Below are 25,981 nucleotides of genomic sequence, written 5' to 3' on the forward strand. Positions count from 1 at the left end.
GAAGGTTCCACCGCTATCGGATAACGGTTGATCGCGATCGCAATCCATTACTTCCGTCACTTGTGGAACAGGCCGTACAGTGCTCCCGACAATTCACGGGGAGGAACACATCCATGGCTCGGTGGTCTCGGTCGAGGCTGCGCACACTCGGTATCGGTGCGATCGCGGTGCTCGGCGCCTCGCTGGTCGCCGTGCCGGCGATGTCGTTCGCGGGTGAGGAGTCGCTGCTGCGGGCACGAGCGGCCGGCGACCGGATCGCGGTGACCGAGACGTCCGGCGGCCACTCGGCGTTCCGCTTCCAGCCCGCGTCGGGAGACCGCCGCGCGCCGTATTCGTTCGTCTCCACCGGCGGCCAGGTCGAGGCGCGTCAGCTCGGCAAGGCAGCGCCCGTCGTCTCCGCGCGGACCGGCGCCGCGGCGCCGGCGCCGCGGGCCGCCGCCCGGGCCGCCGCGACGTATCCCACCACCATCACGGTCGCCAGCGAGAACTGGACGGCCTGGAACAAGACCATCGCGCTGTGGAACCGGGACACCTGGACGTACGTGCCTGTCGACAACCCGGCGAACTCGCTGAGCGCCACTGTCAGCCTGCCGCCCGGCAACTACTACGCCGCCTCGATGTACGGCATCTACGCCGTCGACAGCTACCTGCTCACCAAGGCGTTCACCGTCACCAGCAAGGCGCAGACCGTCACCCTGGCCGAGAGCTCGGCCAAGGAGGTCGCGATCAAGGCGGACGACAGCACCGCCCGCAACGACGGCAGCGCGGTCTGGATGGCGCTGCCCAACGGTGACATGGTCGGTTTCGCCGGTGGTTACGGCGTACGGACGTTCGCCACCACCGTCTCGGTCCCCGGCCCGGTGCTCAAGGTGCACCAGATCCTGGTGAAGAGCGGATCGTCGGCGCAGAAGCCCAGCCCGTACCGCTACGACCTCTACCACGCCTGGGAGCACCCGCTGCCGTCCTCCCCGATCCTCACGGTCAAGACGTCGTCGCTGGCCAAGAAGCCGGTCACGATCAAGGCGCAGGGCCGCGACACCCTCGGGGCCTACCTGTCCGTGCCGATGGCCGGCGACCGGTCCGGGGCGTTCACCTCCACGTCGGTGCGGGTGCCGGGCACCTTCACGGAGTACGTGACGCCCGGGGTGACCTTCTCCCGGCTGGTCGAGTGGGGCAGCCAGCAGGTCACGCTCGCCGACCACAACCTGCCGGCCGGCGCCTCGGACGGCGACACCGTGGGCACCGGGCCCGTCATGCCGGCCGGCCGCGGCCTGTCCGGCAACTCCCAGCGGTACCGGGACAAGCTGCTGCTGACCGAGAACCAGCAGTTCGGCGACGCCGAGGGCAACCGGGGTTACGACTACCACGCGCACTCCACGACCACGCTCAGCACCGGCGGCAAGGTGCTCAAGACGGCGAGTTCGAGCAGCCTGTCCGTGGACGTGGCCGCCGCCGCCAGGACGTACGAGCTGGAGCAGACCACCACCCGGAAGCTGGCGCAGTCGCTGCTCAGCACGAAGGTGCAGAGCCGGTGGACGTTCAGCTCGGGCAACACCTCCAACTACACCGCTCTGCCGCTGATCGACCTGGGCGTCCGCTCGACCGGGTTGGACGCCCGCAACCGGGCCGGCTCGGGCCCGGTCGGCCTGACGATCACGCCCACCACCCGGCAGACCGGCGCGGCGACCACGGCCGGCACGTTGGAGTGGTCCGCGGACGACGGCGCGACCTGGACCGAGCTGCCGCTGACCGCCTCGGGCGGCGACTACACGGCCGCCCTGCGGGTGCCGGCCACCGCCACCTTCGTGTCGCTGCGGATCACCGCCACCAACAGCGAGGGCGGCAAGCTGACCCGGACGGTGCTGCGCGCGCTGGCCGGCCCGGTGGCCCCCGGCGACGAGGTGATCACCCGGACCGGCCAGCCGGCGCCGGCCACCCAGGCGGAGCGGATCACCGTCACCGACGTCAAGCTCAACGGCGGCACCAGCGTCACGCTGGGCACCGAGGGCCGGATCGACCTGACCGCGACGTTCATGGTGATCGGTCCGACCGGCATCGCCGACGCCGGCCTGGAGCTGTGGCACGGCTCCGACCTCACGCCGGACGGCATCCTGCCCACGTCCACCAACTGCGAGCAGATCCGGCCGGCCAAGTGGAGCTGCACGGCCTGGCTCTGGGACTTCGACATCCGGTACGTGCTGAACAGCAACGCCCTGGCCGGCGAGTGGCACGCCGCGGTGTTCGCGACCTCGGCGGACGGCACCCTCACCACAGACCTGCGCAGCGCCGCCACCATCTCGCTCAAGAAGGCCGGCGTGCTGACGGCCGCCGACGGAACCCCGGAGCCGGTCGCCAAGGGCAGGACGATCACCGTCACCGGCACGCTGACCCGGGCCGACTGGGAGACCTGGACCTACCGGCCGTACGCCGGTCAGACGGTGAACCTGCAGTGGATCAAGCTGAAGGGCACCACCTGGACCAAGGTGGTGAGCGTCAGGACCGACTCGGCCGGCAAACTCAAAGCCACCACCACGGCGTCCGCCGACGGCTCGTTCCGCTTCGTCTACGCCGGTGACGCGGCGTCGACCGGGGTGAGCGGCGCCTCCGACTACGTCGACGTCAACTGACCGTGGCGCTTCTCGTCCGGGCGGAATGGGGAACGTCAGCCGCCGGAAACGTCGTGGCGGCAGAATGGGCCGCATGGATCTTCGCCAAGGCATCGGTCTGCGACGACTGGGCACCACCGCGGACGAGTTCCAACAGGATCTGCTGAGCAGCCTCTACTACCGCAGAGGCACGACTGTCGAGTCGGCGAGCGCCCGGGACGCGTACGAGGCGCTCGCCCTCACCGTCCGCGACCGCCTCGCCGACCGCCGGGCTCGCACGGCGGCCGCGCACTACGCCAGCAACCCACGGTGGGTCTACTACCTCTCGGCGGAGTACCTGCTCGGCGCGCAGCTGGAGCAGAATCTCCTCTACTCCGGCACCGGCGAGGTGGCCGCCGAGGCGGTCAAGGCCTTCGGCCGGTCGCTGGAGGAGATCGAGGAGCTCGACGTGGAGCCGGGCCTGGGCAACGGTGGCCTGGGCCGGCTCGCCGCGTGTCTGGTCGACTCGATGGCCACCCGCGACATCCCGGCGGTCGGCTACGGCATCCGCTACGACTTCGGCATCTTCAAGCAGTCCGTGGAGGACGGTGGTCAGGCCGAGCGCCCGGACGACTGGGCGTTCCAGGGCAACCCGTGGGAGTTCACCGCCGCCGACGACCGGCAGACCGTCGGCTTCTACGGCCACACCGAGCCGGTCGCCGGCTCGGAGATCCGCAGGCACTGGGTGCCCGGCGAGATCGTGCTCGGCGAGCCGAGCCACATGCTCGTGCCCGGATACGGCACCGAGACCGTCAACATCGTCCGGCTGTGGCGGGCCCGGGGCAGCGAGGCCTCGTTCGACCTGTCCCGGTTCTCCGCCGGGCAGTACGCCGAGGCGGTCCAGGAGGCGGTCCGCGCCGAGAACATCAGCAAGGTCCTCTACCCGGACGACAGCACCGAACTCGGCCGGGAGCTGCGGCTCAAGCAGCAGTACTTCCTCTGCTCCTGCTCGCTGCGCGACATCATCCGCCGGTTCCGGCTGCGCAACCAGGACTGGGACGACTTCGCCGAGAAGACGGTCGTCCAGCTCAACGACACGCATCCGACGATCGCCATCCCGGAGCTGATGCGGCTGCTCGTCGACGAGTACGGGCTGGGCTGGGACCGGGCCTGGTCGATCACCCGGCGCACGTTCGCGTACACCTGCCACACGCTGCTGCCGGAGGCGCTGGAGACCTGGCCGGTGCACCTGTTCGAGCGGCTGCTCCCCCGGCACCTGGAGATCATCTACCTGATCAACATGCTGTTCCTGCAGGAGGTGGAGGCCCGCTTCCCGGGCGACGCCGAACGGGTCCGCCGGATGTCGATCATCGGCGAGGGCGACGAGCGCCGGGTCCGGATGGCGCACCTCGCGGTGGTCGGCACCGAGGCCGTCAACGGGGTCGCCGAGCTGCACTCCAAGCTGCTGCGGGAGACCGTGCTGCAGGACTTCGCCGATCTCTGGCCGGCCAAGTTCCAGAACGTCACCAACGGGGTCTCGCCCCGCCGGTTCGTCAAGCTGGCCAACCCGCGGCTGTCCGATCTGATCACCGAGGGGCTGGGCGACGACAGCTGGCTCACCGACCTGGAACACCTCGCCGGCCTGGAGCCGCTGGCCGGCGACGCCGCGTTCGCCGAGCGCTGGCGGGCGGTGAAGCGGGCGAACAAGGTGGACCTGGGCGCCGGCGACCCGGACTCGCTCACCGACGTGATGATCAAGCGGTTCCACGAGTACAAGCGGCAGCAGCTCAAGCTGCTCCACGTGATCACCATGTACCACCGGATCCGGGAGAACCCGGCCGGGGACTGGGTGCCCCGGACGGTGCTCTTCGCCGGCAAGGCCGCCCCGGCCTACCACGCCGCGAAAAACATCATCCGGCTGATCAACGCGGTGGGTGCGACGATCGAGGCGGATCCGGTCGTGTCGCCGTACCTCAAAATCGTCTTCGCGGAGAATTACAACGTGACCCTGGCCGAGCGGATCGTCCCGGCCGCCGACCTCAGCGAGCAGATCTCGCTGGCCGGCAAGGAGGCCAGCGGCACCGGCAACATGAAGCTGGCGCTCAACGGCGCGATCACGATCGGCACGCTGGACGGCGCCAACATCGAGATCCGCGCCCGGGTCGGCGAGGAGAACTTCTTCCTGTTCGGGCTGGACGCGTTCCAGGCGGCCGAGATGCGGATCGGCGGGTACCACCCGCGCGCGCACTACGAGCGGGACGCCGAGCTGAGGGCGGCGCTGGACGCGATCGCCGCCGGGGAGTTCGGCGGCGTGGGGCGGGAGGTGGCCGACTCACTGCTGGGCTGGGACGAATACCTGACGCTGGCGGACTACCGGTCCTACCTGGACGCCCAGGAGGAGGTGGAGCGGGCCTGGCGCGACCCGGCCCGGTGGACCCGCATGTCGATCCTGAACACCGCGCACAGCGGCTTCTTCTCGTCGGACCGCACGGTCGCCGACTACGCCGCCCGCATCTGGCGGGTCGGCCCGGTCACGGTCCCCCGCGAGGACTGAGCACCGGCCCGTCGTTCCGCACTTCAAGATCAAGAGCTTGATGTGGTACGCCGTGAGCCGGGCCGATCACTTCGCGTCGGCCCTTGGTCAGTGCCGGCGCCGGAGAGGACCGGGTGGCCTTCGGGCCGACCGGCCCGGTCGTCGTGCGGGACCCGCGGTCGTCGCGGCGACCGCAGCCGGCGGCGGGGCCGGCGGGCGGATCAGGACTTCACGTATTGAGCCAGGTGCTCGCCGGTCAGCGTGGAACGGGCGGACACCAGGTCGGACGGGGTGCCCTCGAACACGATCCGGCCACCGTCGTGACCCGCGCCCGGGCCCAGGTCGATGATCCAGTCGGCGTGCGCCATCACGGCTTGGTGGTGCTCGATGACGATGACCGAGCGACCGGCGTCGACCAGGCGGTCCAGCAGGCCGAGCAACTGCTCGACGTCGGCCAGGTGCAGGCCGGTGGTCGGCTCGTCGAGGATGATCACGCTGCCCTTCTCCGCCATGTGCACGGCGAGCTTGACGCGCTGCCGTTCGCCGCCGGAGAGCGTGGTCAGCGGCTGACCCAGGGTCAGATAGCCCAGGCCGACGTCGTTGAGCCGCTCCAGGATCCGGTGCGCCGCCGGGTTCCGGCCCTCACCGGCGCCGAAGAACGTGACCGCCTCGGCGACCGGCATGGCCAGCACCTCGCTGATGTCCTTGCCGCCCACCCGGTACTCCAGCACCGACGCGTCGAAACGCCGGCCCTCGCACACCTCGCAGGTGGTCGCCACGCCGGCCATCATCCCCAGGTCGGTGTAGATCACGCCGTTGCCGTTGCAGTTCGGGCAGGCACCCTCCGAGTTCGCGCTGAACAGAGCCGGCTTCACGCCGTTGACCTTGGCGAACTGCTTGCGGATCGGCTCCAGCAGGCCGGTGTACGTCGCCGGGTTGCTCCGCCGCGACCCCCTGATCGCCCCCTGGTCGACCGCCACGACGCCCTCCCGGCCGGCGACCGAGCCGTGGATCAGGGAGCTCTTGCCGGACCCGGCCACGCCGGTCACCACCACCAGCACGCCGAGCGGGATGTCGACGTCGACGTCGCGCAGATTGTGCGAGTCGGCGCCGCGTACCTCCAGACGTCCCGAAGGTTTCCGCACGTCGGCCTTGAGCGCCGCCCGGTCGTCCAGGTGCAACCCGGTCAGCGTGCCGCTGGCGCGCAGCCCGTCCAGCGTGCCCTCGAAGACCACCTCCCCGCCGGCCGCCCCGGCGCCCGGACCGAGGTCGACGACGTGGTCGGCGATCGCGATGGCCTCCGGCTTGTGCTCCACCACGAGCACCGTGTTGCCCTTGTCCCGCAACTGCAGGAGCAGCTCGTTCATCCGCTGGATGTCGTGCGGGTGCAGCCCGATCGTGGGCTCGTCGAAGACGTATGTCACATCGGTCAGCGACGACCCCAGGTGCCGGATCATCTTGGTGCGCTGCGCCTCACCGCCGGAGAGCGTGCCGGCCGGCCGGTCCAGGGACAGGTAGCCGAGGCCGATCTCGATGAACGAGTCCAGGGTGTGCTGCAGCTTCGCGAGCAGCGGCGCGACCGACGGCTCGTCCAGCCCGCGCACCCACTCGGCCAGGTCGCTGATCTGCATCCGGCACGCGTCGGCGATGTTGACGCCACGGATCCGCGACGAGCGGGCGCCCTCGTTGAGCCGGGTGCCGTCGCACTGCGGGCAGGTGGTGAACGTGATCGCGCGCTCCACGAAGGCGCGGATGTGCGGCTGCATCGCCTCCTTGTCCTTGGACAGGAAGGACTTCTGGATCGACGGGATGATCCCGCTGTACGTCAGGTTGATGCCGTCGATCTTGATCTTGGTAGGCTCCCGGTGGAGCAGATCGGCCAGCTCCCGCTTGGTGTACTTGTTGATCGGCTTGTCCGGGTCGAAATACCCGCAGCCGCGGAAGATCCGGCCGTACCAGCCGTCCATGCTGTAGCCCGGGACGGTGAGCGCGCCCTCGTTGAGCGACTTGCCGTCGTCGTACAACGCGGAAAGATCGAAATCAGTGACCGAGCCGCGGCCCTCGCACCGCGGGCACATCCCGCCGGTGACGCTGAAGCTGCGCCGCTCCCTGGTGGTGACGCCGCCCTTGTCCATGGTCACCGCGCCGGCGCCGGAGATCGAGGCGACGTTGAAGGAGTACGCCTGCGGGGAGCCGATGTGCGGGTCGCCGAGCCGGCTGAACAGGATCCGCAGCATCGCGTTCGCGTCGGTGGCGGTGCCGACCGTCGAGCGCGGATCGGCGCCCATCCGCTCCTGATCCACCAGGATCGCCGTGGTCAGGCCTTCCAGCACGTCCACCTCGGGACGCGCCAGCGCCGGCAGGAAACCCTGCACGAAGGCGCTGTACGTCTCGTTGATCATCCGCTGCGACTCGGCGGCGATCGTGCCGAAGACCAGCGAGCTCTTGCCCGAGCCGGACACCCCGGTGAACACGGTGAGGCGGCGTTTCGGGATCTCGACGCTGACGTCCTTGAGATTGTTGACGCGCGCGCCGTGCACGCGGATGAGGTCGTGACTGTCGGCTACGTGCTGGTTTCCCATGGCCGAAAGGCTAGTGCCGGGCCGGACCGCGTGCTTCTTCTTTCCTGACCGGTTCGGACCCGGCCGGCGGCCCGCAACGCCGCGCCGAACTGCTAAACGCCCCTGTCCCCCTGCCGATGAGCTGCACGAGCGAAATCCGGACGCCGGGCTCCGGCGTCCGGCCCGCGTCGGGCCGGCTCGTCGACACCAAGCATCCGGGGGAGCGCGTTGAGCAGCGAAGAAGAGCCGAGATCCGGCGATGAAGGCTTCGGCCTTCTGGAGATCCTGATGGCGCTGGCGCTGCTCTCGATCACCATGCTGGCCAGCGGCCCGTTCTTCGTGAACAGCCTCACCAACATCAACAAGCAGCGCACCGCGCAAGCCGCGGTGCAGCTCGCCGACACGGCCATGGAGCAGGTGCGTGGCCTCAAGGGCAGCTCGCTGCTGTCCGGCCGCAGCCTCAAGGCCACCCAGGCGCAGTTCGCCGGCGCGCCGGCCGTGGTCAAGCCGTACCTGGCGACCATGCAGGTCGCCGGGGACCCGGGGATCACCGACGTCAACTCGACAGCGGGCGCGGACGCGGCGATCTCCACCGCGGCGCAGGCCGTGACCGTGGAGGGCACCACGTACACGGAGAACATCTACGTCGGGAGGTGCGAAATCTACCTGACCAAGACCGGCGAGTGCGTCTACCCGCTGGCCCAGAACAAGGCCCCGTCCGACACCACCAAGATCCTCAAGTTCTTCCGGGTGGTCGTGCTGATCACCTGGCCGGGCAACACCTGCCCGGCCGGCGTGTGCAACTACATCACGTCGTCGCTGGTCTCGAGCGCCTCCGAGCCGAGCTTCGACTTCCACCGGCCGCTGCCGACGGTCCTCACCAAGCTGGTCACCTTCTACAAGGACAAGACCTCCAGCTACCAGCTCGAGGCCCGCGGCGGTCAGCTCCCCAACTCGTGGAGCGTCACGCCGGGCACGCTGCCCAAGGGGCTCTCGATGACCTCGAACGGGGTGGTCAGCGGAACTCCGACAGTGGTCGGCAGCACCTCGGTCGACGTGACGGTGTCCGACAGCCTGAAGCGCACCGACAAGGAGCCGGTCACGTTCGAGGTGCTCCTGCCGCCCAGTCCGACCATGCCCGCCACCACCTCCAGCCGCGTCGGCGACGTGGTGCGCCTGCCGGTCACCGCCGCCGGCGGGAAGGCTCCGTACTCCTTCACCGACAAGCTGACCGTCAGCGCCTCGTCGGCGACCCTGCCACCCGGCCTGTCGATCGACCCGGACACCGGCGTGATCACCGGCAGTCCGACCACGCCCGGCACCTACCCCGTGACGATCACCGTGACCGACGCCAACAACGTCGCCGGCACGGGCACCTACACGCACGTCGTGAGCCCGGCCCTCACCCTGGCTCCGCTGCCCGGCCAGACGATCGACCTGGGCTCGAGGCTCGACCTCACCGCGGCCGGTTCGGGCGGCGACGGCAAGTACTCCTACAGCGCGACAGGCCTGCCGCCGGGTGTCACGATCAACAAGGGCAGCGGCGCCATCTCCGGCAAGCCGACCGCCTCCGGCCGGTTCCTGCCCACGATCACCGTCACCGACGGCAGCGGCGGGACCGCCGGCCAGCAGATCGTGGTGATCGTCAACACCGACACGTCACTGGTCTTCACAGCGCCCACGCTGACCTCACCCGACCAGACGACGGTCAAGGGCACCGCGACGTCGCTGACCCTGCGCACGAACGGGTCGCTGCTCAAGCTGTCCCCCGTGCTGACGGTCACCGGCCTGCCGCCCGGCCTGAGCCTGAACGCGGTGACCGGCGTGATCTCCGGAACGCCCACCACCGCTGGCGCCTACACGGTGACCGCCACGGCGACCGCTGCCACGCCACCGCGCAGCAGTGTCCTGACCTTCGTCTGGAAGATCACATGAGCCACCGCGACGAACTCGACGACTCCTCCGACGATCGCGGCTTCACCCTGATCGAGCTGCTGGTCGGCATGGGGCTGATGTCCGTGGTCATGGTCGTCACCCTGGGTGCGCTCATGCAGATCTACTCCACAGTGAACCGCTCCGACGGCCTGGTCACCACCCGTGACCAGATCGGGAACAGCTTCCGGCGGCTGGACAAGGAACTGCGCTACGCCACCTGGGTATCGCCTGTGGGACAGGTGGACGACGCCTGGTACCTGGAGTACGCCACCGGCACCGACTGCCGGCAGCTCGCCTTCAAGGACGGCATGCTGACCCGGGCGGTCTGGACGACTCCCGGCTCGCCCGGGACACCCACCACGATCGCCACCGACCTGGTCCGGACCGGAACCGTTCCGCCGTTCACGATCTACCTGCCCGGCGCCACCCCGTACGCCACGGCCAGCCCGAACACGAGCGGCGTCGGCAAGAGCTACGTGGTGGAGCGCACCCAGATCCGGCTCCGGTTCACCGGCCGGGTGGGCACCACGAGCCTGCCCCTGGACGTGCTCTTCACGGCGCAGAACACCAACCGCAACACCGTGTTCGCGGACAGCGCCAAAGGCATCCTGGTCGACAACGAGTGCAGTAAGGGAAGGCCGTCCTGATGAGGATGATGACGCGGCTTCGCAACTCCGACGACGAGGGCTCGCTGCCGATGGCGATGCTCGTCATCACGGTGGTGATGTCGTTGTCGGCCCTCCTGGTGCCGATCACACTGCGCCAGATCAAGGCCACCCAGAACTACAGCGCGCGCAACGTCGCGCTCGACGCCGCCCAGGCGGGCATGGACCAGATGATGGCCCGGGTCCGCGCCGCGGCGGACCCCGACAGCCTGAGCGGCTTCCTGGAGAGCCTGCCGCCCTGCACCGCCCTCACTGGTGACGCCGGGGTGAGCTCGACCGGCGGGGGCCTGCCGTACACCGTGAAGGTCGAGTACTTCGACGAGGACGGCAAGGCGCTCGACTGTCCCACCAACGACGTGCCCACCACCGCGAGCGTCACCGCGACCGGCGTCAGCGACGGCATCACCCGCACCCTGACCGCGACGTACGTGTTCTCCACCAGCAACACCAACATCCCGGGCGGCCAGATCAAGATCGACACGTCCACTCTGGGCAACCAGTGCCTGGACTCGGGGTCGAGCAAGACGCCGCCGGCCGGCGCCACCGTCGTCATGGCCAAGTGCGACGGCAGCAGCCGCCAGCAGTTCGGCTACACCCCCGAGCTCTACCTCAAGCTGATCAACTCGGAGACCTCCAGCGCGACCTCGGGCATGTGCCTGCACTCGGGGGCCACGCACGCCAGTGGCAACCCGGTGGTCTTCCGGCCCTGCCCGACGTCGTCGCCGATCCAGACAGCGTTCCAGTGGAGCCTGGACGGCAGCAGCCTGTTCCACTCCACCAACTCGTCGAAGGCCGTCGAGTCGCTCTGCATGAGCGTCACCTACCCGGGCGACTCGATCAAGAAGGGTGTCACCCTGGGCAGCTGCTCGGCGACCGCCAACAAGACCATCTGGCGCTCGGCCACCGGGGTGGGTGCGGGCATGGCCGGGGACAGGACCAACCAGCTGGTCAACTACGCGCAGTTCAGCCGGTGCCTCGACGTGACCAACAAGTCGACCGGCTCGACGTACATGATCGCCTGGTTCTGCAAGCAGGCGCCGAACGGCGTCGTCGACTTCAACCAGCAGTGGGTGCACCCGACACCGGTGCTGCCCGCGGTCACGGCGACCGGCCCGATCATCGTCAACAACACGAACGGCAGCAGCAACAGCGTCAACGGCAACCCGGACAACAACTACTGCCTGAAGTCGCCCGGCAGCACCTCGGCGACCATCTATGTGACAGTGGTGTCCTGCAAGACCACCGCCGCCCAGGCCGCGCCCGAGTTGCAGTGGACCGTCTATCACGACACCGGCGACTACGGCACGAGCTACCGGATCCTGGACTACAAGGGCTACTGCCTGACGCCGACCGCCCAGGGCAGCGGCGTCGCGAGCGACTTCCACGGCGACGGCACCAGCAAGGTCAAGGTGGCCGTGTGCAACACGTCCGAGCTGCAGAAGTGGAACGCGCCGCCGAACATCAGCCAGCCGACGCCGCTGACGAACCTGACCGAGAAGTAGCCGGTCGGTCCAGGCGCAGGCGGCCCGGCGGACCCGTCCAGCGCAACGACAGCGGCCGGCGCAACCTGCAGCCCCGATCGCCTCCGGCCTCCGCCGCCCGTCCGCGGCGGGGGCCGGCGGGATCCGGGGCCGCCCCGAGTCGGCGAAGCGCAGCTCGTTGACGTCCGGGGTGAGCGGCGCCGGACCCGGCCCGGTCTCCTCCACCATCGCGCGCAACGCCTGCCGGTCCGAGAGGCCGGCCGGCGGCGTGACCACCCGGGGCCAGCCGGTCGAGCACGCTGCTGTCGGCCATCGTGTCGCCCGGGTGCTGCGGGTTTGCCGGGCCTCGCCGTAGCGACGCCGGCACGCCCGTACCATCGCTGAATCCGGTGCGCCGCATACCTCTGGAGGACGCATGGCCCTCACCGACCCGCTCGAGCTGCTCGACATCGCCGGCCTGTTGAGCGACGAGGAGCGGCAGATCCAGGAGACCGTGGCGCGGTTCGTCGCCGAGCACGTCCGGCCCCACGTGGCCCAGTGGTTCGAGGCCGGCACGTTCCCCCGCGAGCTGGCTCCGGAACTGGGCAAACTCGGCGTGCTCGGGATGCATCTGGAGGGTTACGGCTGTGCCGGGACCAGCGCGGTCGCCTACGGCCTGGCGTGTCTGGAGCTGGAGGCCGGCGACTCCGGCCTGCGCAGCTTCGTGTCCGTGCAGGGATCCCTCGCGATGTTCTCCATCCGGAGGTACGGCTCGGAGGAGCAGAAGCAGGAGTGGCTGCCCCGGATGGCGGCGGGCGAGGCGATCGGCTGCTTCGGCCTGACCGAGCCGGACTTCGGCAGCGACCCGGCCAACATGCGCACCCGGGCCGTCCGGGACGGATCCGACTGGATCCTCACCGGCACCAAGATGTGGATCACCAACGGCAGCATCGCGGACGTCGCCACCGTCTGGGCGCAGACCGAGGACGGCATCCGCGGCTTCCTGGTCCCGCGCGGGACGCCCGGATTCACCACGCGCACCATCAAGCAGAAGCTCTCCCTGCGCGCCTCGATCACCGGCGAGCTGGTCCTGGACGAGGTGCGGCTGCCCGACTCCGCCCGGCTGCCCGGCGCGCACGGTCTCGGCGCCCCGCTGAGCTGCCTGAACGAGGCCCGGTTCGGGATCATCTTCGGCGCCGCCGGCGCGGCCCGGGACTGCCTGCGGACGGCGCTGGACTACGCGAACACCCGAGTGCAGTTCGACCGGCCGATCGCCGCCTTCCAGCTCACCCAGGAGAAGCTGGCGAACATGGCTGTCGATCTGAACACGGCCGCGCTGCTCGCCGTCCACCTGGGCCGGTTGAAGGACGCCGGCACGATCAAGCCGCACCAGGTCAGCGTCGGCAAGCTGAACAACGTCCGCAAGGCGCTGGCCATCGCCCGGGAGTGCCGGACCGTCCTGGGCGGCAGCGGGATCACGCTGGAGTACCCGCCGCTGCGGCACGCCAACAACCTGGAGTCGGTCCTCACCTACGAGGGCACCTCGGAGATCCACACCCTGGTGATCGGCCAGGCCCTGACCGGCCACGCCGCCTACCGCTGACCCACGACATCCGGCACCCCGCCGCCGGCCCCCGAGACACCCCTGGCTGCCAGCCAGAGGTTCCTCAACGCGCCCGAGACACCCCTGGCGGCCGTCCGGCGGGTTTCGGCCGGCGGTCCGGGGTGCGGGGGCGCTCGGCGGGTGGGCGCGGTTCACACGTCGACGGCGATCCGAGACGCCGTGGTTTCACGGGTGAAGCTCAGGACAGCGGGACGACGTAGGAGTCAACGCGGGTGATGAGCCCGTTGCGGAAGGTGAACAGGTCGTTGAAGGCGAAGCGGAAGGGGCCGTGCTCAACGCTGGCACCGCGGCCCTCGCCGGTCGTGACGACGACCGGGCCGTCCTCGAAGACCCGCTGTACCTCGAGTTCGGGGCTGCCGACGAAGGCCGGGTTCTCGATCTCGCCGTCGAACTCGGCTTTGCCTCGAGTGCTTCGGTGGCCGTGGATGATCCATTCCACGTCGTCGGTGAGGGTCGCCAGGATCCGTGAGTGATCGCTGTCGCGGAACCCGGCGAAGTATTCCTCGACGAGTTCGCGCTGGGTGGTTGCTGCCATGGCGGTCTCCATTCTGGTGTGTCAGTGCCGCAGGTACGCGGCCAGCGCGTCGAGGATCGAGGTGAGCCCGTCGGCTGCTTGTGCCGTCCGCAGTTCCGGGGGAAGCCGGCGCTGGTGAATCGTCAGGTCCGTGCCCTCGGCGGCGCGAGTGATGGTCACGGTTGTGCGGAGTCCGGTGACAGGCTCGTCGAACACCAGTTCACGTGGAGCGGTGATGCTCACGTATACGAATCGAAGTCGTCGGGTGGCGCCGGTGGGTGCACAGGTGTCGAGGGCGAACTCGCCGCCGGGTCGCAGATCAACTGTTACGGATTCGGGCGGTACCCGCGCATGTGACCCGCCCCAGAAGGCGGCGATGCTTGCCGGTGTGGTGAAAGCGGTCCAGATCCGTTCGGGTTCGGTGGCGAGACGGCGTCGGGCGATCAGTTCGTCGCCGGTGAGTTGCGCCCGCATCATCGGGCCGCCTCGTCGGACAGATGTTGCTCCAGGGCGTCGAGCCGGTCGTGCCAGGCTCGGCGTTGCTCGTCGATCCACGTGCTCAGCTGTGCGAGTTGGGCGGTTCTCAGCCGGCAGGGCCGCCTGGTGCCCTCTCGTCGTTGCTCTACCAGGCCGCACCGCCGGAGGACACCGATGTGGTGCGAGATCGCCTGCTGGGTCAGGTCGAAGGGTTCAGCGAGTTCCCCGACGGTCGCATCACCGTGAGCGAGTCGACTGACCAGAGCGCGGCGGACCGGGTCGCCGAGCGCGGCGAAGGCGGCGTCGAGGTCCACGACTGGAGTCGTGGTGGCGGCAGGCATGACGCCCACCTTAACACAAACGATCGCTTTAACAAGGACACGTTTGTATACGTGGTTACACCGGCGCTGTTCGCCAGTCGCTTTGCGGTCACGACCGCAGCGTTCCTGCCGTTCCACCTCAACGGGGGATAAAGCCATCGAGGTCACGGTCCAGCTCGCACGATGCCGCCGGCCGGCGCCGCAGTCGACAAGCCGTGGGAGCACACGAAACTCGCCCGATCAGCGCTCCCTACCGTTGCGACCAGCCCAACACCTCGCATGCGATGGGCCACCAATGGCGTTCTGCCAGAAAGGAGGGAGCGTCGGGAGCGCCGATCCACGTTCCGGCACCCTCCGGCGGGACCACTGTCGAATCCCGTGGCGCGAAGACGGGCACGTGCGCGAACGGTGCCGGCAAACGATACGTCTCATCCGGGACCGGCACGACATTCCGAACAAAACCGACACACTGAGTAGAAGCGCCGCCGACCAGGTATTGCGATGTCAGTTCGGCGACCCCCTTCGACGCCGGACGCCAGCCGTCCTCACCGCCGAGAAACACCGTGGGGATGTCGAAGCCCTTGGGCGTTCGGATGCAGAACAACTCCCGCCCGGCTCCGGTTTTGCGCTGCACAAGAAGACGCACGATCACGGCGGGCTCGGGAACCTCGATGTCGGCACCGACCCAGACCTCAGCGGTGCTCCCCGAGGGAAGCCACGACGCTTCCGGTACGGACTTGATCAGTCTCAGGGAGTCGATCATGCAGCCCATGTTGCCAGACCGCGCCGATGCGGCAGACCTGCGCTCCGTCGCGATCGGGGCCCGCCGACCGAGGCTGCCCGACCTGCGCCCGGTGTCCCTTCTACCTGCCCAAACAAAGCAGCGCTGGGCAGGTCATCTCGGTACGTGACGGCATCGACCGAATGCTCGAAACCGTCGACCTCGCGTGGCCGGCGTCTCGGCTGCGGCGCCACCCGCGGTCGAGACGCCGGCACGGCACGGCGGCCGGCCCGAACGAGTCAGCCGACCGATCCCGGTGCGGCGGTCGCGGCCCGGTCTCCGGCGTCGAGGACGAGGCTGCGCGGCCACTGTTCCCACCGTGTGCCGAGGACGTTCTGGTGTGGTCGTCCGGTGCGCACGAACGCGGCGATGCTGTCCATCATCAGCCCGGACAGCTGCAGCCGGCCGGGGGCGTTGCGACGGCTGAACGCGAACGCGAACACGCCCCGGTCGAAGGTGCCGAAGACGAACGGCAGGTCGATGGCGTGGCTGGCGCCGTAGACGGCGTCGAACGGCGCCGGCTGCTGGTTCCAGCCGAACTGGTAGTAGTACAGGTTCTTGTTCCCGGCGGCCTGCATGGCGTTCATCGAGTCGCGGACGATACCGGCGAAGATGGCATCGCCCAGCTGTTTCGACGCCGCGTTCCAGCCGTCGGGGGCGTCGACCGGAAGGTAGCGGTCGTTGATGAAGTCGCGCACCGCGTACGGTGAGGGTTTGTTGGGGTTGAAGAAGTATTGGCGGGTGAAGCGTTCGTAGTCGCTCGGCCGGTAGGCGCCCAGGACGGCTCCGAACAGCTTGCCTTCCTCGAGGGTGTTGCCGGCCAGGACGGGGATGCCGGCGAAGGCTCCCGTCGTGATGGCGGCGTGGTAGTCGGTTGGCAGGACCGTGCCGTCGGCGATCACCGCCGGCGGGTCGCCGACGACGGCGCCGCGGGCGATCTGGGCGCGGATGACGTCGGCGGCGGGCAGCTGCCGTAGGCGGCGAACGTCCTCGTCACGGTTCCCGGAGCTTCCGACCGCCGCGGTAACCAGAGCGTCGGCGTAGGTGCGGGCCTGGGCGGGGGTGGCGAACAGCAGGCCACCGCTGAGCGGGATCACCTTGTCGATCAGGCCCTTGGCCAGCGGCGACACCAGCAGCGCCCAGACGTTGACGGCACCGGCCGACTCGCCCATGGCGGTCACGTTGGCGGCGTCGCCGCCGAAGGCCGCGATGTTGCGGTGCACGAAGCGCAGGGCCTCGATCTGGTCCAGTGTTGCGAAGTTGCCCGAGTCGTTGGCCGGGTCGCCGGTCTTGAGCTGGGGCAGGTCGAGCCATCCGAAGGAGCCGAGCCGGTAGTTGATGGTGACGACCACGGCGTTGGCGGTGCGCGCGAGGGCATTGCCGTCGTACATCGGGTCGGCGGAGTAGCCCACCACGTTGCTGCCGCCGTGGACGAACACGATGACCGGGAGCTTCTTCTGCCTGGTGGCGGGGCGGTAGACGTTGAGGGTGAGGCAGTCCTCGGCGCCGACGGGCTGGCCCAGACCGTCGCGGATGTCGAGCCCGTAATGGGGGCCGCTGGGTGCCGGGCTGAAAAGCCGGCCCTGCTGGATACAGCCGTTGCCGTAGGCGGTGGTGTGGCGCACGCCGCTCCACGGCTGGTGCGTGAGCGGTGCGTGCCAACGCAGCGGGCCGACGGGTGGTTCCGCGTAGGGAATGCCCAGCCACGTGTAGGTTCCGGTCGACCGGCTCTGGTCGTTGCCCTTGATCGTGCCGAGGTCGGTGTGCCGCAGCACGGCGCTGTCGCGGCTTGCGGCCGCTGCCGGGGCGATCGACACGGCCGCGAGGGTCAGGCCGACGAATCCGGTGAGGACACGTCTGATCATCATCGTGCGTCCTCCATCAGGGGGGTGGCGGTGAGCTTGCGGCCCTCGGCGCGGATCGCGAGCGCCAGCAGCGGAAGCAGCAGCATGCCGAGCCCGGCGGCGCCCAGGAGTACGGCGTGGCCGCCCGCCTCGCTGCCCAGGCCCTCGGCGTAGCCGTACAGGTAGGGGCCGGTGAAGCCGCCGAGCAGGCCGACGGTGTTGATGAACGCCAGTCCCGCGGCTGCCATGAGCCCGGACATCCGTGCCATGGCCACCGACCAGTACAGCGGCAGGACCCCGATGAGCAGCATCATCGCGACGTCGATCAGCAGGATGCGGGCGACGGCACCGTCGGTGACGGTGTAGATGGCGGCCACGACGGCGGTGGCCACGGTGACGCCGGTGAGGACGGTGAGCTCGCCGGTGGCCCGGCGGTGCAGCCAGGGAATCACCAGCACGCCGATGAGAGCGCCGATGCCGATGCTGCCGCTGACCACGCCGATGTTGAACGAGCCCCGGACACCGAGGCTCTGCACGATAGAGGGGAAGTTGTACTGGATCGCCACGCTGTTGATCTGGTTGGCGAAGTAGATCACCGCAAGCGCGAGGATGAAGGGCCGTCCGAACGCCACCATGAGGTTGCCCCTCAAGGTGGTGTGCGCCGACGCGCCGACCGCCGCGGCCCGCTCGTCGAGTACCGCGGCTTCCCGCGCTGACAGCCATTTCGCGTCCGAAGGCCGGTCGGGCACCATGCGCCAGAAGATGCCGGCGACCACGAGGGTGATCAGGCCCTCGATGAGGAACATCCACTGCCAGCCGTACATCCCGCCGGCGCCGTGCAGTTCCATGATGGCCCCGCCCAGCGGGGCTCCGAGCCCGAGGCCGGCGCACACGGCCAGGTACAGGATCCCGACCACGCTCACCCGCTGCTTCTGGGAGAACCAGAGGGTGACGACGTACATCAGGGCGGGGTACAGACCGGCCTCGGCCGCTCCCAGGAGGAACCGCAGGATGTAGAACGACATCTCGCCCTGCACGAACATCATGCAAGCGCAGATCGTGCCCCAGGTGAGCGCGATGCGGGTGATCCAGCGGCGCGGCCCGACCCGGTACATGATCAGGTTGCTGGGCACCTCCAGCAGCGCGTAGCTCAGGAAGAAGATGCCGGCGCCGGCGCCGAAGGCGGCGACGCTGATCCCCACGTCGGCGCCGAGGGCGGTCTTGGAGAGGCCGACGTTGGTGCGGTCGACGAAGGCCATGAAGTAGACCAGGCACAGGATTGGCAGCAGGCGCAACGCCGCCTTGCGGCTGGCGCTGGCGTGGAGCTGGTCAGGGTCGTCGGGCGAGGCCTGCGGCCGGGTCACGACGCGTCTCCGGTGCTGCCGGCCCGAAGGCTGCCGCACCGCATGCGGCGGAGGGCTCCTCTATTCCTCACATGATCTCCTCTGTCAAGCGGTTCTCCGCATCCCCCATGTGGTCGCCATCACTGTAAGGAGCGGCCCATCCGCGTCAGAGGTGAAATCCATCCACAGTTGTCAGCGGAGTGGTGGAAAGAAGAACTACCGCAGGACGGCGCGCCGCAGGCATTCCAGCCGGATGGCCAGGCGCAGCGGAAGGTCGTCAGCGGCCCGCCAGTCGTGGCCCAGGACGTCGGCGGCCCGGTCGAGCCGTTTGAGCAGAGTGTTGAGATGGACCTGCAGGGCCTGGGCGGTTCGGCGCAGGTTGCCGTCGTTGCCGAAGTAGGCGTCCAGCGTGACCACGAGATCGGTGGATCGCTTGGTGTCGTAGTCCAGCAGCGGGCCGATCGCGTCGGCGAGAAAACGGTCGAGCTCGTCGCGGCGGTCGGCGTCGAAAGCCAGCGCGTAGAGCGCGAACCGGTCAGTGGTGGTTCCCAGATCCCGCGCCCCCAGATGCCGGACCACGGCCGTGCACCCGGCCGCGCGCGAGACCGCCCGCGCCCAGTCGTGCCCGGTGACACGTTCGCAGACGACCGTGACGGGCTGGCCTGATGCGGCGCGCAGCCGCTGGTGGACGGCCCGGGCGAACGCTTCGGCCGGCCCGGCCGCGGCGATCAGCACCGCTCGGCCGAGGTGCTCGCCGGCGAGGCCCGCCTCCTGCCGGGCGATGGGGTGCAGGTGGCGTACCAGGCTGGCGGCGGAGGCACCGTCGGCACTGGCGATGACCACCACATTCAGAGCGTCGAGGTCGACCCCGCGGGAGCGGGCGCGCGTACGCTGCGTGGCGCTGACCTGGGGGCCGGCAACGATGAGTTCGGTGAGCAACTCGCCGCTGAGCCGTTCGGCCGCGTCGGCCACCGCGTTGTCCTTGAGGATCAGCAACCCGACGACGTGGGTCGCCAGTTCCAGGCTGCGGGCGTCCACGGCCGACGGTTGCTGGCTGTGGCTCCACACCACCGTGCCCAGCAGGCTGTCCCCGGCCCGAACCGTCGCCGCGCTGTGGCGCCGGCCGTCCGGTCCGGGCACGGTGGCCGCACGCCCGGTACGGCGGGCCTGCTCGATGACGCCGGCGATCACCTCGTCGCTGCCCGGCTCGCGGCTCGCGGGGTCTTCGGCGCCGCCGCGGGCCAGCAGGGCGCCGTCGCGGTCCAGAATCTCGACCTGGCCGCCCATCTGCCCGGCGAGTTCGCTGGCCACCACGAGCGGGCCGCCGCCTGCCAGGACAACGCCGGTCAGCGCCTCGTGCACGGCCTGGGCCCGCTGCATCACCGCCATCTGTTCCTCGATGGTCCGGTAGGCGGATCGCAGCTCAGCCAGCGCGCCGCGGCTCTGCTCGTACAGCCGCGCGTTGTCCAGGGCGATCGCGGCGTGGTCGGCGAAGGCGCTGAGCAGGGCGATCTCGTCGGTGCGGAACCGGCGCCGGCTGCGGTGGGCGGCGAACAGGGCACCGATCACCCGGTCTCGTGCCAGCAGGGGTACGCCGAGCAGCGCCACCAGCCCTTCGCTGTCGACCACCGCGTCGAAGCCGGGATCGTGCCGCAGGTGCCCGCCCTCGAAGTAGTGCTCGACCCAGTGAGCGGCGCGTGTGTCGACCACCTTGCTGCCCAGCCCGGTGTGCGGCGGGATGCGCGCCGACCGGAAGGCCGCCGAGATGGTGCCCTCGCTGGCCGTGATGCTCAGCGTGCCGTCGTCGCCGAGCAGCGACAGGTAGGTGAAGTCCGTGCCGATCAGGTCGTGGGCGTGCCGGACGATCGATTCCAGCACGTCCTCGACGTCGCCCAGCGCGGTCAGGGACCTCGCCGTGGCGTACAGCGAGGCCAGCTCCCGCTCGCGGCTGGGCCGGGATCCGGCGTCTGGTCGTTCGCTCATGATCGGCATCGTTTCGTCGAGGGGCGGCTCGGACGGCCGATGCTACCGGCGGGCCGGTGGATGATTCATCCACCTGCGACGCCGTAGATGGGGGCGGAGCGTACCTCCCTGTGTGCCGATCCGCGCTCTTACGGTTGGCCGACCACTTGCTGGCCGGTCCGTGGCCGGGATGTCGCCCGCGCTCCCGCGGCGATGGGGAGGAGAGCTGGACATGGACGGGCTCATGCAGCCGCGACCGTTGACGATCGCGCACCTGTTCGAGCGGGCCGAGACGTTGTTCGGGCACAAGCACGTCGTCGACGCCGATGGGACCCGGACCCCCTACCGCGCGTGGGCTCGCCGGGTACGCCGCCTGACCTCCGCGCTCACCGCGCTGCAGGTCGCGCCGGGAGCCCGGGTCGCCACGCTGGCGGCCAACCACCGGCGGCACCTGGAGGTGTACGCCGCGGTCCCGATCAGCAAACGCGTCCTGCACACGCTCAACATCCGGCTGCCGGCCGAGCACCTCGTCTACATCATCGAGCACGCCGGTGACGACGTGGTCTTCCTCGACCGGCGGCACCTGCCGCTGATCGAGGCGTGCCTGGACCGGTTGCCCGGCGTACGGCACTGGGTGATCTTTCCCGACGGCACCGACCACGCGCTGCCCGGCGACGCGCGCTTCCACCACTACGACGATCTGCTTGCCGCGGCCCCACCCGTCGAGGGCTCGTTCGAGGCCGCCTTCAGCGGCGCGGAGGAGAACCTGGCGGCGGGGCTGTGCTACACCTCCGGAACGACCGGGCGTCCCAAGGGCGTGCTGTACAGCCACCGGTCGACGGTCCTGCACTGCCTGGGCACTCTGGCGGCAGGGCTGATCGGCATCAGCGAACGCGATGTGGTCCTGCCGGTCGTACCCATGTTCCACGCGAACGCGTGGGGGCTGCCCTACGGCGCGCTCATGGCAGGCGCGGATCTCGTGCTGCCCGGCCCCTCGGCCGACCCCGCGCACCTGGCCGGCCTGATCCAGGCGCACCGGGTCACCGTGGCGGCCGCCGTTCCCACCGTCTGGACCGGCCTGCTGCCCGCGCTGGAAAACCGGGACTGCTCCTCGCTGCGCCTCCTGCTCGGCGGCGGGTCGGTGGTCACCCCGCAACTGTCGGCGGCCTACGAGGCGGCCGTCGGAGTTCCCATCACCCACTCGTGGGGAATGACAGAGGTCAGCCCCGTGGGCGCGATCGGCGGTCTGCGCAGTCAGCACGACGACCTCGACCCCGACGCGCGCAAGCTTGTCGCGTCGGCGCAGGGCCAGCCTGCACCGCTGGTGAGCGTACGCATCATCGACGTCGACACCGGCGAGCCCCGGCCGCACGACGGGCGGGCGGTCGGTGAGTTGCAGGTCGCCGGACCGTGGGTGGCGGCCGGCTACTTCAAAGACGCGGGGGCCGACAGCTTCACCGCTGACGGCTGGCTGCGCACCGGCGACCTGGCCAGCATCGACGAGCAAGGCTACCTGCGGCTTGTCGACCGGATCAAGGACCTGATCAAGTCGGGCGGCGAGTGGATCTCCTCGGTCGAGCTGGAGGCGGCCATCGCCACCCACCCGGACGTCGAACAGGTCGCCGTCGTGGCCCGGGACCATCCCACCTGGGTAGAGCGCCCGGTCGCGTTCGTCGTCCTGCGCGCCGGCTCGGACACGGCGGTCGATGAGCTGCGTGAGCACCTGTCCCGCCGGATCGCCTCCTGGTGGATGCCGGACGACTTCATCCTGCTCGACACCCTTCCCCTGACCGGGACGGGCAAGCTGTCCAAGCAGACCCTGCGGGAGTCGCTGCACACGGCATGAAGCCGCGCCGCGCCCCTACTCCCGCAGCAGCGTCGCCGTCCTCGTTCGACCCCGTCCACTCCCCAGGAGCTCTCATGCCCGACGCCGTGATCGTCTCCACTGCCCGCTCACCGATCGGCCGCGCCGTCAAGGGATCGCTGAAAGACCTGCGCCCGGACGACCTGACCGCCACGATCATCCAGGCGGCCCTGGCCAAGATTCCCGAGCTGGACCCGAGGGACATCGACGACCTCATGCTCGGTTGCGGCCTGCCCGGCGGCGAACAGGGCCACAACCTGGCCAGGATCGTGGCCGTGCAGATGGGCATGGACCACCTGCCCGGCTGCACGATCACTCGCTACTGTTCCTCGTCCCTGCAGACGTCCCGCATGGCCCTGCACGCCATCAAGGCCGGCGAGGGCGAGGTGTTCGTCTCCGCCGGCGTCGAGACGGTTTCCCGCTTCGGCAAAGGTTCCTCCGACGACCTGCCCGGCACCCACAACCCGCTGTTCGCGCCAGCGCAGGCGCGTACCCGGAAAACCGCCGCCGCCGACGGCGCGGGCTGGCACGACCCGCGTGCGGACGGCCTGATCCCGGACGCCTACATCGCGATGGGGCAGACCGCCGAGAACCTGGCCCGGTTCAAAGGCGTGACCCGCCGCGACATGGACGAGTTCGGCGTACGCTCGCAGAACCTCGCCGAGCAAGCCCTCGCCAAGGGCTTCTGGCAGCGCGAAATCACCCCGGTCACGCTGCCCGACGGCACGGTGGTGACACACGACGACGGCCCGCGCAGCGGCGTCACCCTCGATGACGTCGCCGGCCTGAAGCCGGCCTTCCGCCCCGACGGCATGATCACGGCCGGGAACTGCTGCCCCCTGAATGACGGCGCGGCCGCCCTCGTGATCATGAGCGACACCAAGGCGCGCCAACTCGGCCTGACCCCGCTGGCGCGCATCGTCTCCACCGGCGTCACCGGCCTCTCCCCCGAGATCATGGGCCTCGGGCCGGTCGAGGCGTCCCGGCAGGCGCTGTCCCGCGCCGGGCTGACCATCGGCGACATCGACCTGGTCGAGATCAACGAGGCGTTCGCCGCGCAGGTCATCCCCTCATACCGGGACCTGGGCATCGACCTGGACAAGCTGAACATCAACGGTGGCGCCATCGCCGTAGGCCACCCCTACGGCATGACCGGAGCACGCCTCACCGCCACCCTCATCAACAGCCTGCAGTACCACGACAAGCAATTCGGCCTGGAAACCATGTGCGTAGGCGGCGGCCAGGGCATGGCCATGATCATCGAACGGCTCAGCTGACACCCGACAGGACACCGGCGCCGCGCCCACGGGAACGCCGGCCGCCGCGTCCCGGCGACAGGGACACGGGCACAACCAGCACGACGACACCGGGCGACGCCCCGGGACGGAGGAGACATGAGCACATCAACCACCGAACAGCGCGTGGCCATCGTCACCGGGGCCGCCCGCGGCATCGGCGCCGCCACCGCGATCCGGTTGTCCGGGCAAGGCCACGCCGTCGCGGTCATCGACCTGGACGAGTCCGCCTGCGCCGGCACCGTCGAGAAGATCACCGCCAGCGGCGGCACAGCCATCGCCGTGAGCTGCGACGTCGGCGACGAAGCGCAGGTGAACACCGCCGTCGCACGCACGGCTGAGGTGCTCGGCTCCCCCACCATCCTGGTCAACAACGCCGGGGTGATCCGCGACAACCTGGTGTTCAAGATGAGCGCCCTCGACTGGGACACCGTCATGAGCGTGCACCTGCGCGGCGCGTTCCTGATGACCCGAGCGGTCCAGAAGCACATGGTGGACGCCGGGTTCGGCCGGATCGTGAACCTGTCGTCATCCTCCGCCCTCGGCAACCGCGGCCAGGCCAACTACGCCGCGGCCAAAGCCGGCCTGCAAGGATTCACCAAGACTCTCGCCATAGAACTCGGCCCGTTCGGCGTCACCGCCAACACCGTCGCCCCCGGCTTCATCGTCACCGACATGACCAAGGCAACCGCCGGCCGTGTCGGCATGAGCTTCCAGGCCTACCAGGCCGAGTACGCCGCCCAGATCCCGGTCCGGCGCGTCGGGACGCCCGATGACATCGCCAACGCCATCGCCTTCTTCACCAGCGAGGCCGCCGGATTCGTGTCCGGCCAGGTCATGTACGTCGCCGGCGGACCACTCGACTGAGGCTGTGCTCGGTCACGGCGGCGACCACCGGGAGCGACCGCGAAGTGCCGCGCGGGCTGAGGTGGCGTAGACGTCCCCGGTCGCGCTGTTCGAGGATCTCCAGGTCGACGAGGTCGTACCGATGGCCGCCGGTCCGGATCGGGTGCGCTCACGGCGGGGTACCGGGGACTTGCGCAGGCAGCACAGGTCGCGTGGCTGCTGCCCGTCGCGTTGAGGGCGCGCGATCCTCGCCCGCCGCAGCGCTCCCATTCTGCTCCCACAGTGAGCAGCAAAACAGCAGCGGCCCGTCACCGATATTTCGGTGACGGGCCGCTGACCTGCTAAGACTTTGGTGGACCATACGTGGCAGAATCCGAACCGCGTTCCCGCAGTTCAGGGGCCGGTTGTGATGTTTCCGGCGGTACGCCGACGCACAGCCTGACCGGCTCACCACCCAGCCGCCATAGCGCCGCCAGGGGCTGATCCGATCACCATCAGCACCAGCGCTGCGGTTCTGACGGGCCGGGGCTCCAACTCGTGGATCATGACGGCCAACCCAGGCCCCGGTCTGTTCCCCGGCGTCGAGTCCACCGGGCCGCGGAGTTCCTCGCCGCGCCGCCAACGAGCGCTGGTACCTCGGTGGCCGTCTTCCTGAGCTATACGAGTGAGAATGCCTACCACGGACGATGAGTGTGCCTTGATAGGCTTTATTCCCCTTCACGGTCGTAGAGGTGGGTCGCCGGCCGGTGCTCGGCTTCGCACAATTTCTGGGCGGCGACGGCGCGCTCGACCTCGCTTGTCTCCCTGTCACGGGTCTTGCGAAACACCGTCAGCAGCACGATCCGCCGTTGCGGAGCAAGCCAGTAGGTGATCCGCCATGCGGCCCTCCCCAGGTGGAAGCGCAGCTCGCGGACCGCGCCCTGCAGATGCTTGCTGTACGGCTCACCGAGCACTGCTCGATCATCTCGGTCAGCGCGGCGACGGCCTGCTGGTGATCCTCAGGACTGATCGGGACGACCTCGGGCGGCCGGACTTTGATATTGGCCGCCACGCGCCGCCGGTTCGCCATCTCCGCCAACTCCTGCCCTAAGACTCTCCCGACAGGGTCGCACCAGACGATGGCTCTCGGAGTCCCTCGCCTGAGTGATAGCACAACGTCGACCGTCTTCGATGGCGGAGAGCGGACCGGAATGGGTGCGGTTGCCGACTGCCCAGTCGTTGGGGACGATCTGCGCCTCGCAACCGGGCCGATCCGGACCTGCCACAACCTGTCAAAACCTAACGGCACAGCTCAGACGCCAGCATCTCAACGACAACCCAGCAACAGAAGAACCGCCTGTCAGACCTGACAGGCGGTTCGAATGCAAACGTT

The 25,981-nt window shown here is 69.5% G+C and carries 18 protein-coding genes; 9 read left to right on the top strand and 9 right to left on the bottom strand.

What is annotated here, in order from left to right; genetic code table 11:
- Positions 1–113: 113 nt before the first annotated feature.
- Entirely contained in the window at positions 114–2,627 is a 2,514-nt protein-coding gene (locus Asi03nite_RS25440; protein WP_203682978.1) for a hypothetical protein, read from the top strand.
- Positions 2,628–2,700: 73 nt separating this feature from the next.
- Positions 2,701–5,139, top strand: a complete 2,439-nt coding sequence (locus Asi03nite_RS25445) for a glycogen/starch/alpha-glucan phosphorylase (RefSeq protein WP_203682979.1) — start codon at positions 2,701–2,703, stop codon at positions 5,137–5,139.
- 200 nt (positions 5,140–5,339) lie between these two features.
- Here the strand turns inward: Asi03nite_RS25445 and Asi03nite_RS25450 are convergent, their stop codons facing one another.
- Positions 5,340–7,700 carry an ATP-binding cassette domain-containing protein gene (locus Asi03nite_RS25450; protein WP_203682980.1) on the bottom strand — a complete coding sequence of 787 codons (2,361 nt, stop codon included), beginning with the start codon at positions 7,698–7,700 and terminating at the stop codon, positions 5,340–5,342.
- Positions 7,701–7,907: 207 nt separating this feature from the next.
- Between Asi03nite_RS25450 and Asi03nite_RS25455 the strand changes: the two genes are divergently transcribed.
- The 4 genes from Asi03nite_RS25455 (at position 7,908) to Asi03nite_RS25470 (ending at position 13,342) form a co-directional block, all read left to right on the top strand.
- Positions 7,908–9,614, top strand: a complete 1,707-nt coding sequence (locus Asi03nite_RS25455) for a putative Ig domain-containing protein (RefSeq protein WP_203682981.1) — start codon at positions 7,908–7,910, stop codon at positions 9,612–9,614.
- Entirely contained in the window at positions 9,611–10,261 is a 651-nt protein-coding gene (locus tag Asi03nite_RS25460) for a prepilin-type N-terminal cleavage/methylation domain-containing protein (RefSeq protein ID WP_203682982.1), read from the top strand. Before Asi03nite_RS25455 ends, Asi03nite_RS25460 begins: the two co-directional genes overlap by 4 nt.
- Entirely contained in the window at positions 10,261–11,781 is a 1,521-nt protein-coding gene (locus tag Asi03nite_RS25465; protein WP_203682983.1) for a ricin-type beta-trefoil lectin domain protein, read from the top strand. Before Asi03nite_RS25460 ends, Asi03nite_RS25465 begins: the two co-directional genes overlap by 1 nt.
- Before the next feature lie 394 nt (positions 11,782–12,175).
- The gene (locus Asi03nite_RS25470; RefSeq protein WP_203682984.1) at positions 12,176–13,342 is read left to right on the top strand and encodes an acyl-CoA dehydrogenase family protein; all 1,167 of its coding nucleotides are present in this window, start codon (positions 12,176–12,178) and stop codon (positions 13,340–13,342) included.
- 199 nt (positions 13,343–13,541) lie between these two features.
- Here Asi03nite_RS25470 and Asi03nite_RS25475 read toward each other — a convergent pair whose 3' ends face one another.
- The 7 genes from Asi03nite_RS25475 to Asi03nite_RS25505 all read right to left on the bottom strand — a co-directional run bounded on the left by Asi03nite_RS25475 (position 13,542) and on the right by Asi03nite_RS25505 (position 20,625).
- Positions 13,542–13,910, bottom strand: coding sequence for a nuclear transport factor 2 family protein (locus Asi03nite_RS25475; protein WP_239102916.1), 369 nt, complete (start codon positions 13,908–13,910; stop codon positions 13,542–13,544).
- Positions 13,911–13,919: 9 nt separating this feature from the next.
- Positions 13,920–14,351 (bottom strand): SRPBCC family protein, encoded by a 432-nt coding sequence (locus tag Asi03nite_RS25480; RefSeq protein WP_203682985.1) that lies wholly within the window; start codon positions 14,349–14,351, stop codon positions 13,920–13,922.
- Positions 14,351–14,833: an ArsR/SmtB family transcription factor gene (locus tag Asi03nite_RS25485; RefSeq protein WP_307834027.1), complete on the bottom strand. Its 483-nt coding sequence runs from the start codon at positions 14,831–14,833 to the stop codon at positions 14,351–14,353. Before Asi03nite_RS25485 ends, Asi03nite_RS25480 begins: the two co-directional genes overlap by 1 nt.
- A gap of 91 nt (positions 14,834–14,924) precedes the next feature.
- A complete protein-coding gene (locus Asi03nite_RS25490) occupies positions 14,925–15,437 on the bottom strand; it encodes a hypothetical protein (protein WP_203682987.1) in 513 nt (170 codons plus the stop codon).
- 257 nt (positions 15,438–15,694) lie between these two features.
- Positions 15,695–17,323 carry a carboxylesterase/lipase family protein gene (locus Asi03nite_RS25495; RefSeq protein WP_203682988.1) on the bottom strand — a complete coding sequence of 543 codons (1,629 nt, stop codon included), beginning with the start codon at positions 17,321–17,323 and terminating at the stop codon, positions 15,695–15,697.
- Positions 17,320–18,663 (bottom strand): MFS transporter, encoded by a 1,344-nt coding sequence (locus tag Asi03nite_RS25500; RefSeq protein ID WP_203682989.1) that lies wholly within the window; start codon positions 18,661–18,663, stop codon positions 17,320–17,322. The genes Asi03nite_RS25495 and Asi03nite_RS25500 overlap by 4 nt, the downstream gene beginning before the upstream one ends.
- A gap of 195 nt (positions 18,664–18,858) precedes the next feature.
- On the bottom strand, positions 18,859–20,625 hold the full coding sequence (locus Asi03nite_RS25505) for a helix-turn-helix domain-containing protein (protein WP_203682990.1): 1,767 nt from the start codon (positions 20,623–20,625) through the stop codon (positions 18,859–18,861).
- A 211-nt stretch (positions 20,626–20,836) separates the two neighbouring features.
- On the opposite strand from Asi03nite_RS25505, the gene Asi03nite_RS25510 reads away from it, so the two are divergent.
- From Asi03nite_RS25510 to fabG, 3 genes are all read left to right on the top strand, one after another.
- Positions 20,837–22,450 carry a long-chain fatty acid--CoA ligase gene (locus Asi03nite_RS25510; protein ID WP_203682991.1) on the top strand — a complete coding sequence of 538 codons (1,614 nt, stop codon included), beginning with the start codon at positions 20,837–20,839 and terminating at the stop codon, positions 22,448–22,450.
- A gap of 74 nt (positions 22,451–22,524) precedes the next feature.
- Positions 22,525–23,745: an acetyl-CoA C-acetyltransferase gene (locus Asi03nite_RS25515; RefSeq protein WP_203682992.1), complete on the top strand. Its 1,221-nt coding sequence runs from the start codon at positions 22,525–22,527 to the stop codon at positions 23,743–23,745.
- 117 nt (positions 23,746–23,862) lie between these two features.
- Positions 23,863–24,630, top strand: coding sequence for a 3-oxoacyl-ACP reductase FabG (fabG, locus tag Asi03nite_RS25520; RefSeq protein ID WP_203682993.1), 768 nt, complete (start codon positions 23,863–23,865; stop codon positions 24,628–24,630).
- A gap of 686 nt (positions 24,631–25,316) precedes the next feature.
- Here fabG and Asi03nite_RS25525 read toward each other — a convergent pair.
- On the bottom strand, positions 25,317–25,562 hold the full coding sequence (locus Asi03nite_RS25525; protein WP_203682994.1) for a type II toxin-antitoxin system RelE/ParE family toxin: 246 nt from the start codon (positions 25,560–25,562) through the stop codon (positions 25,317–25,319).
- Positions 25,563–25,981 lie beyond the last annotated feature (419 nt).

The sequence above is a fragment of the Actinoplanes siamensis genome, from assembly GCF_016862395.1.
In the GTDB taxonomy this organism is placed as follows: domain Bacteria; phylum Actinomycetota; class Actinomycetes; order Mycobacteriales; family Micromonosporaceae; genus Actinoplanes; species Actinoplanes siamensis.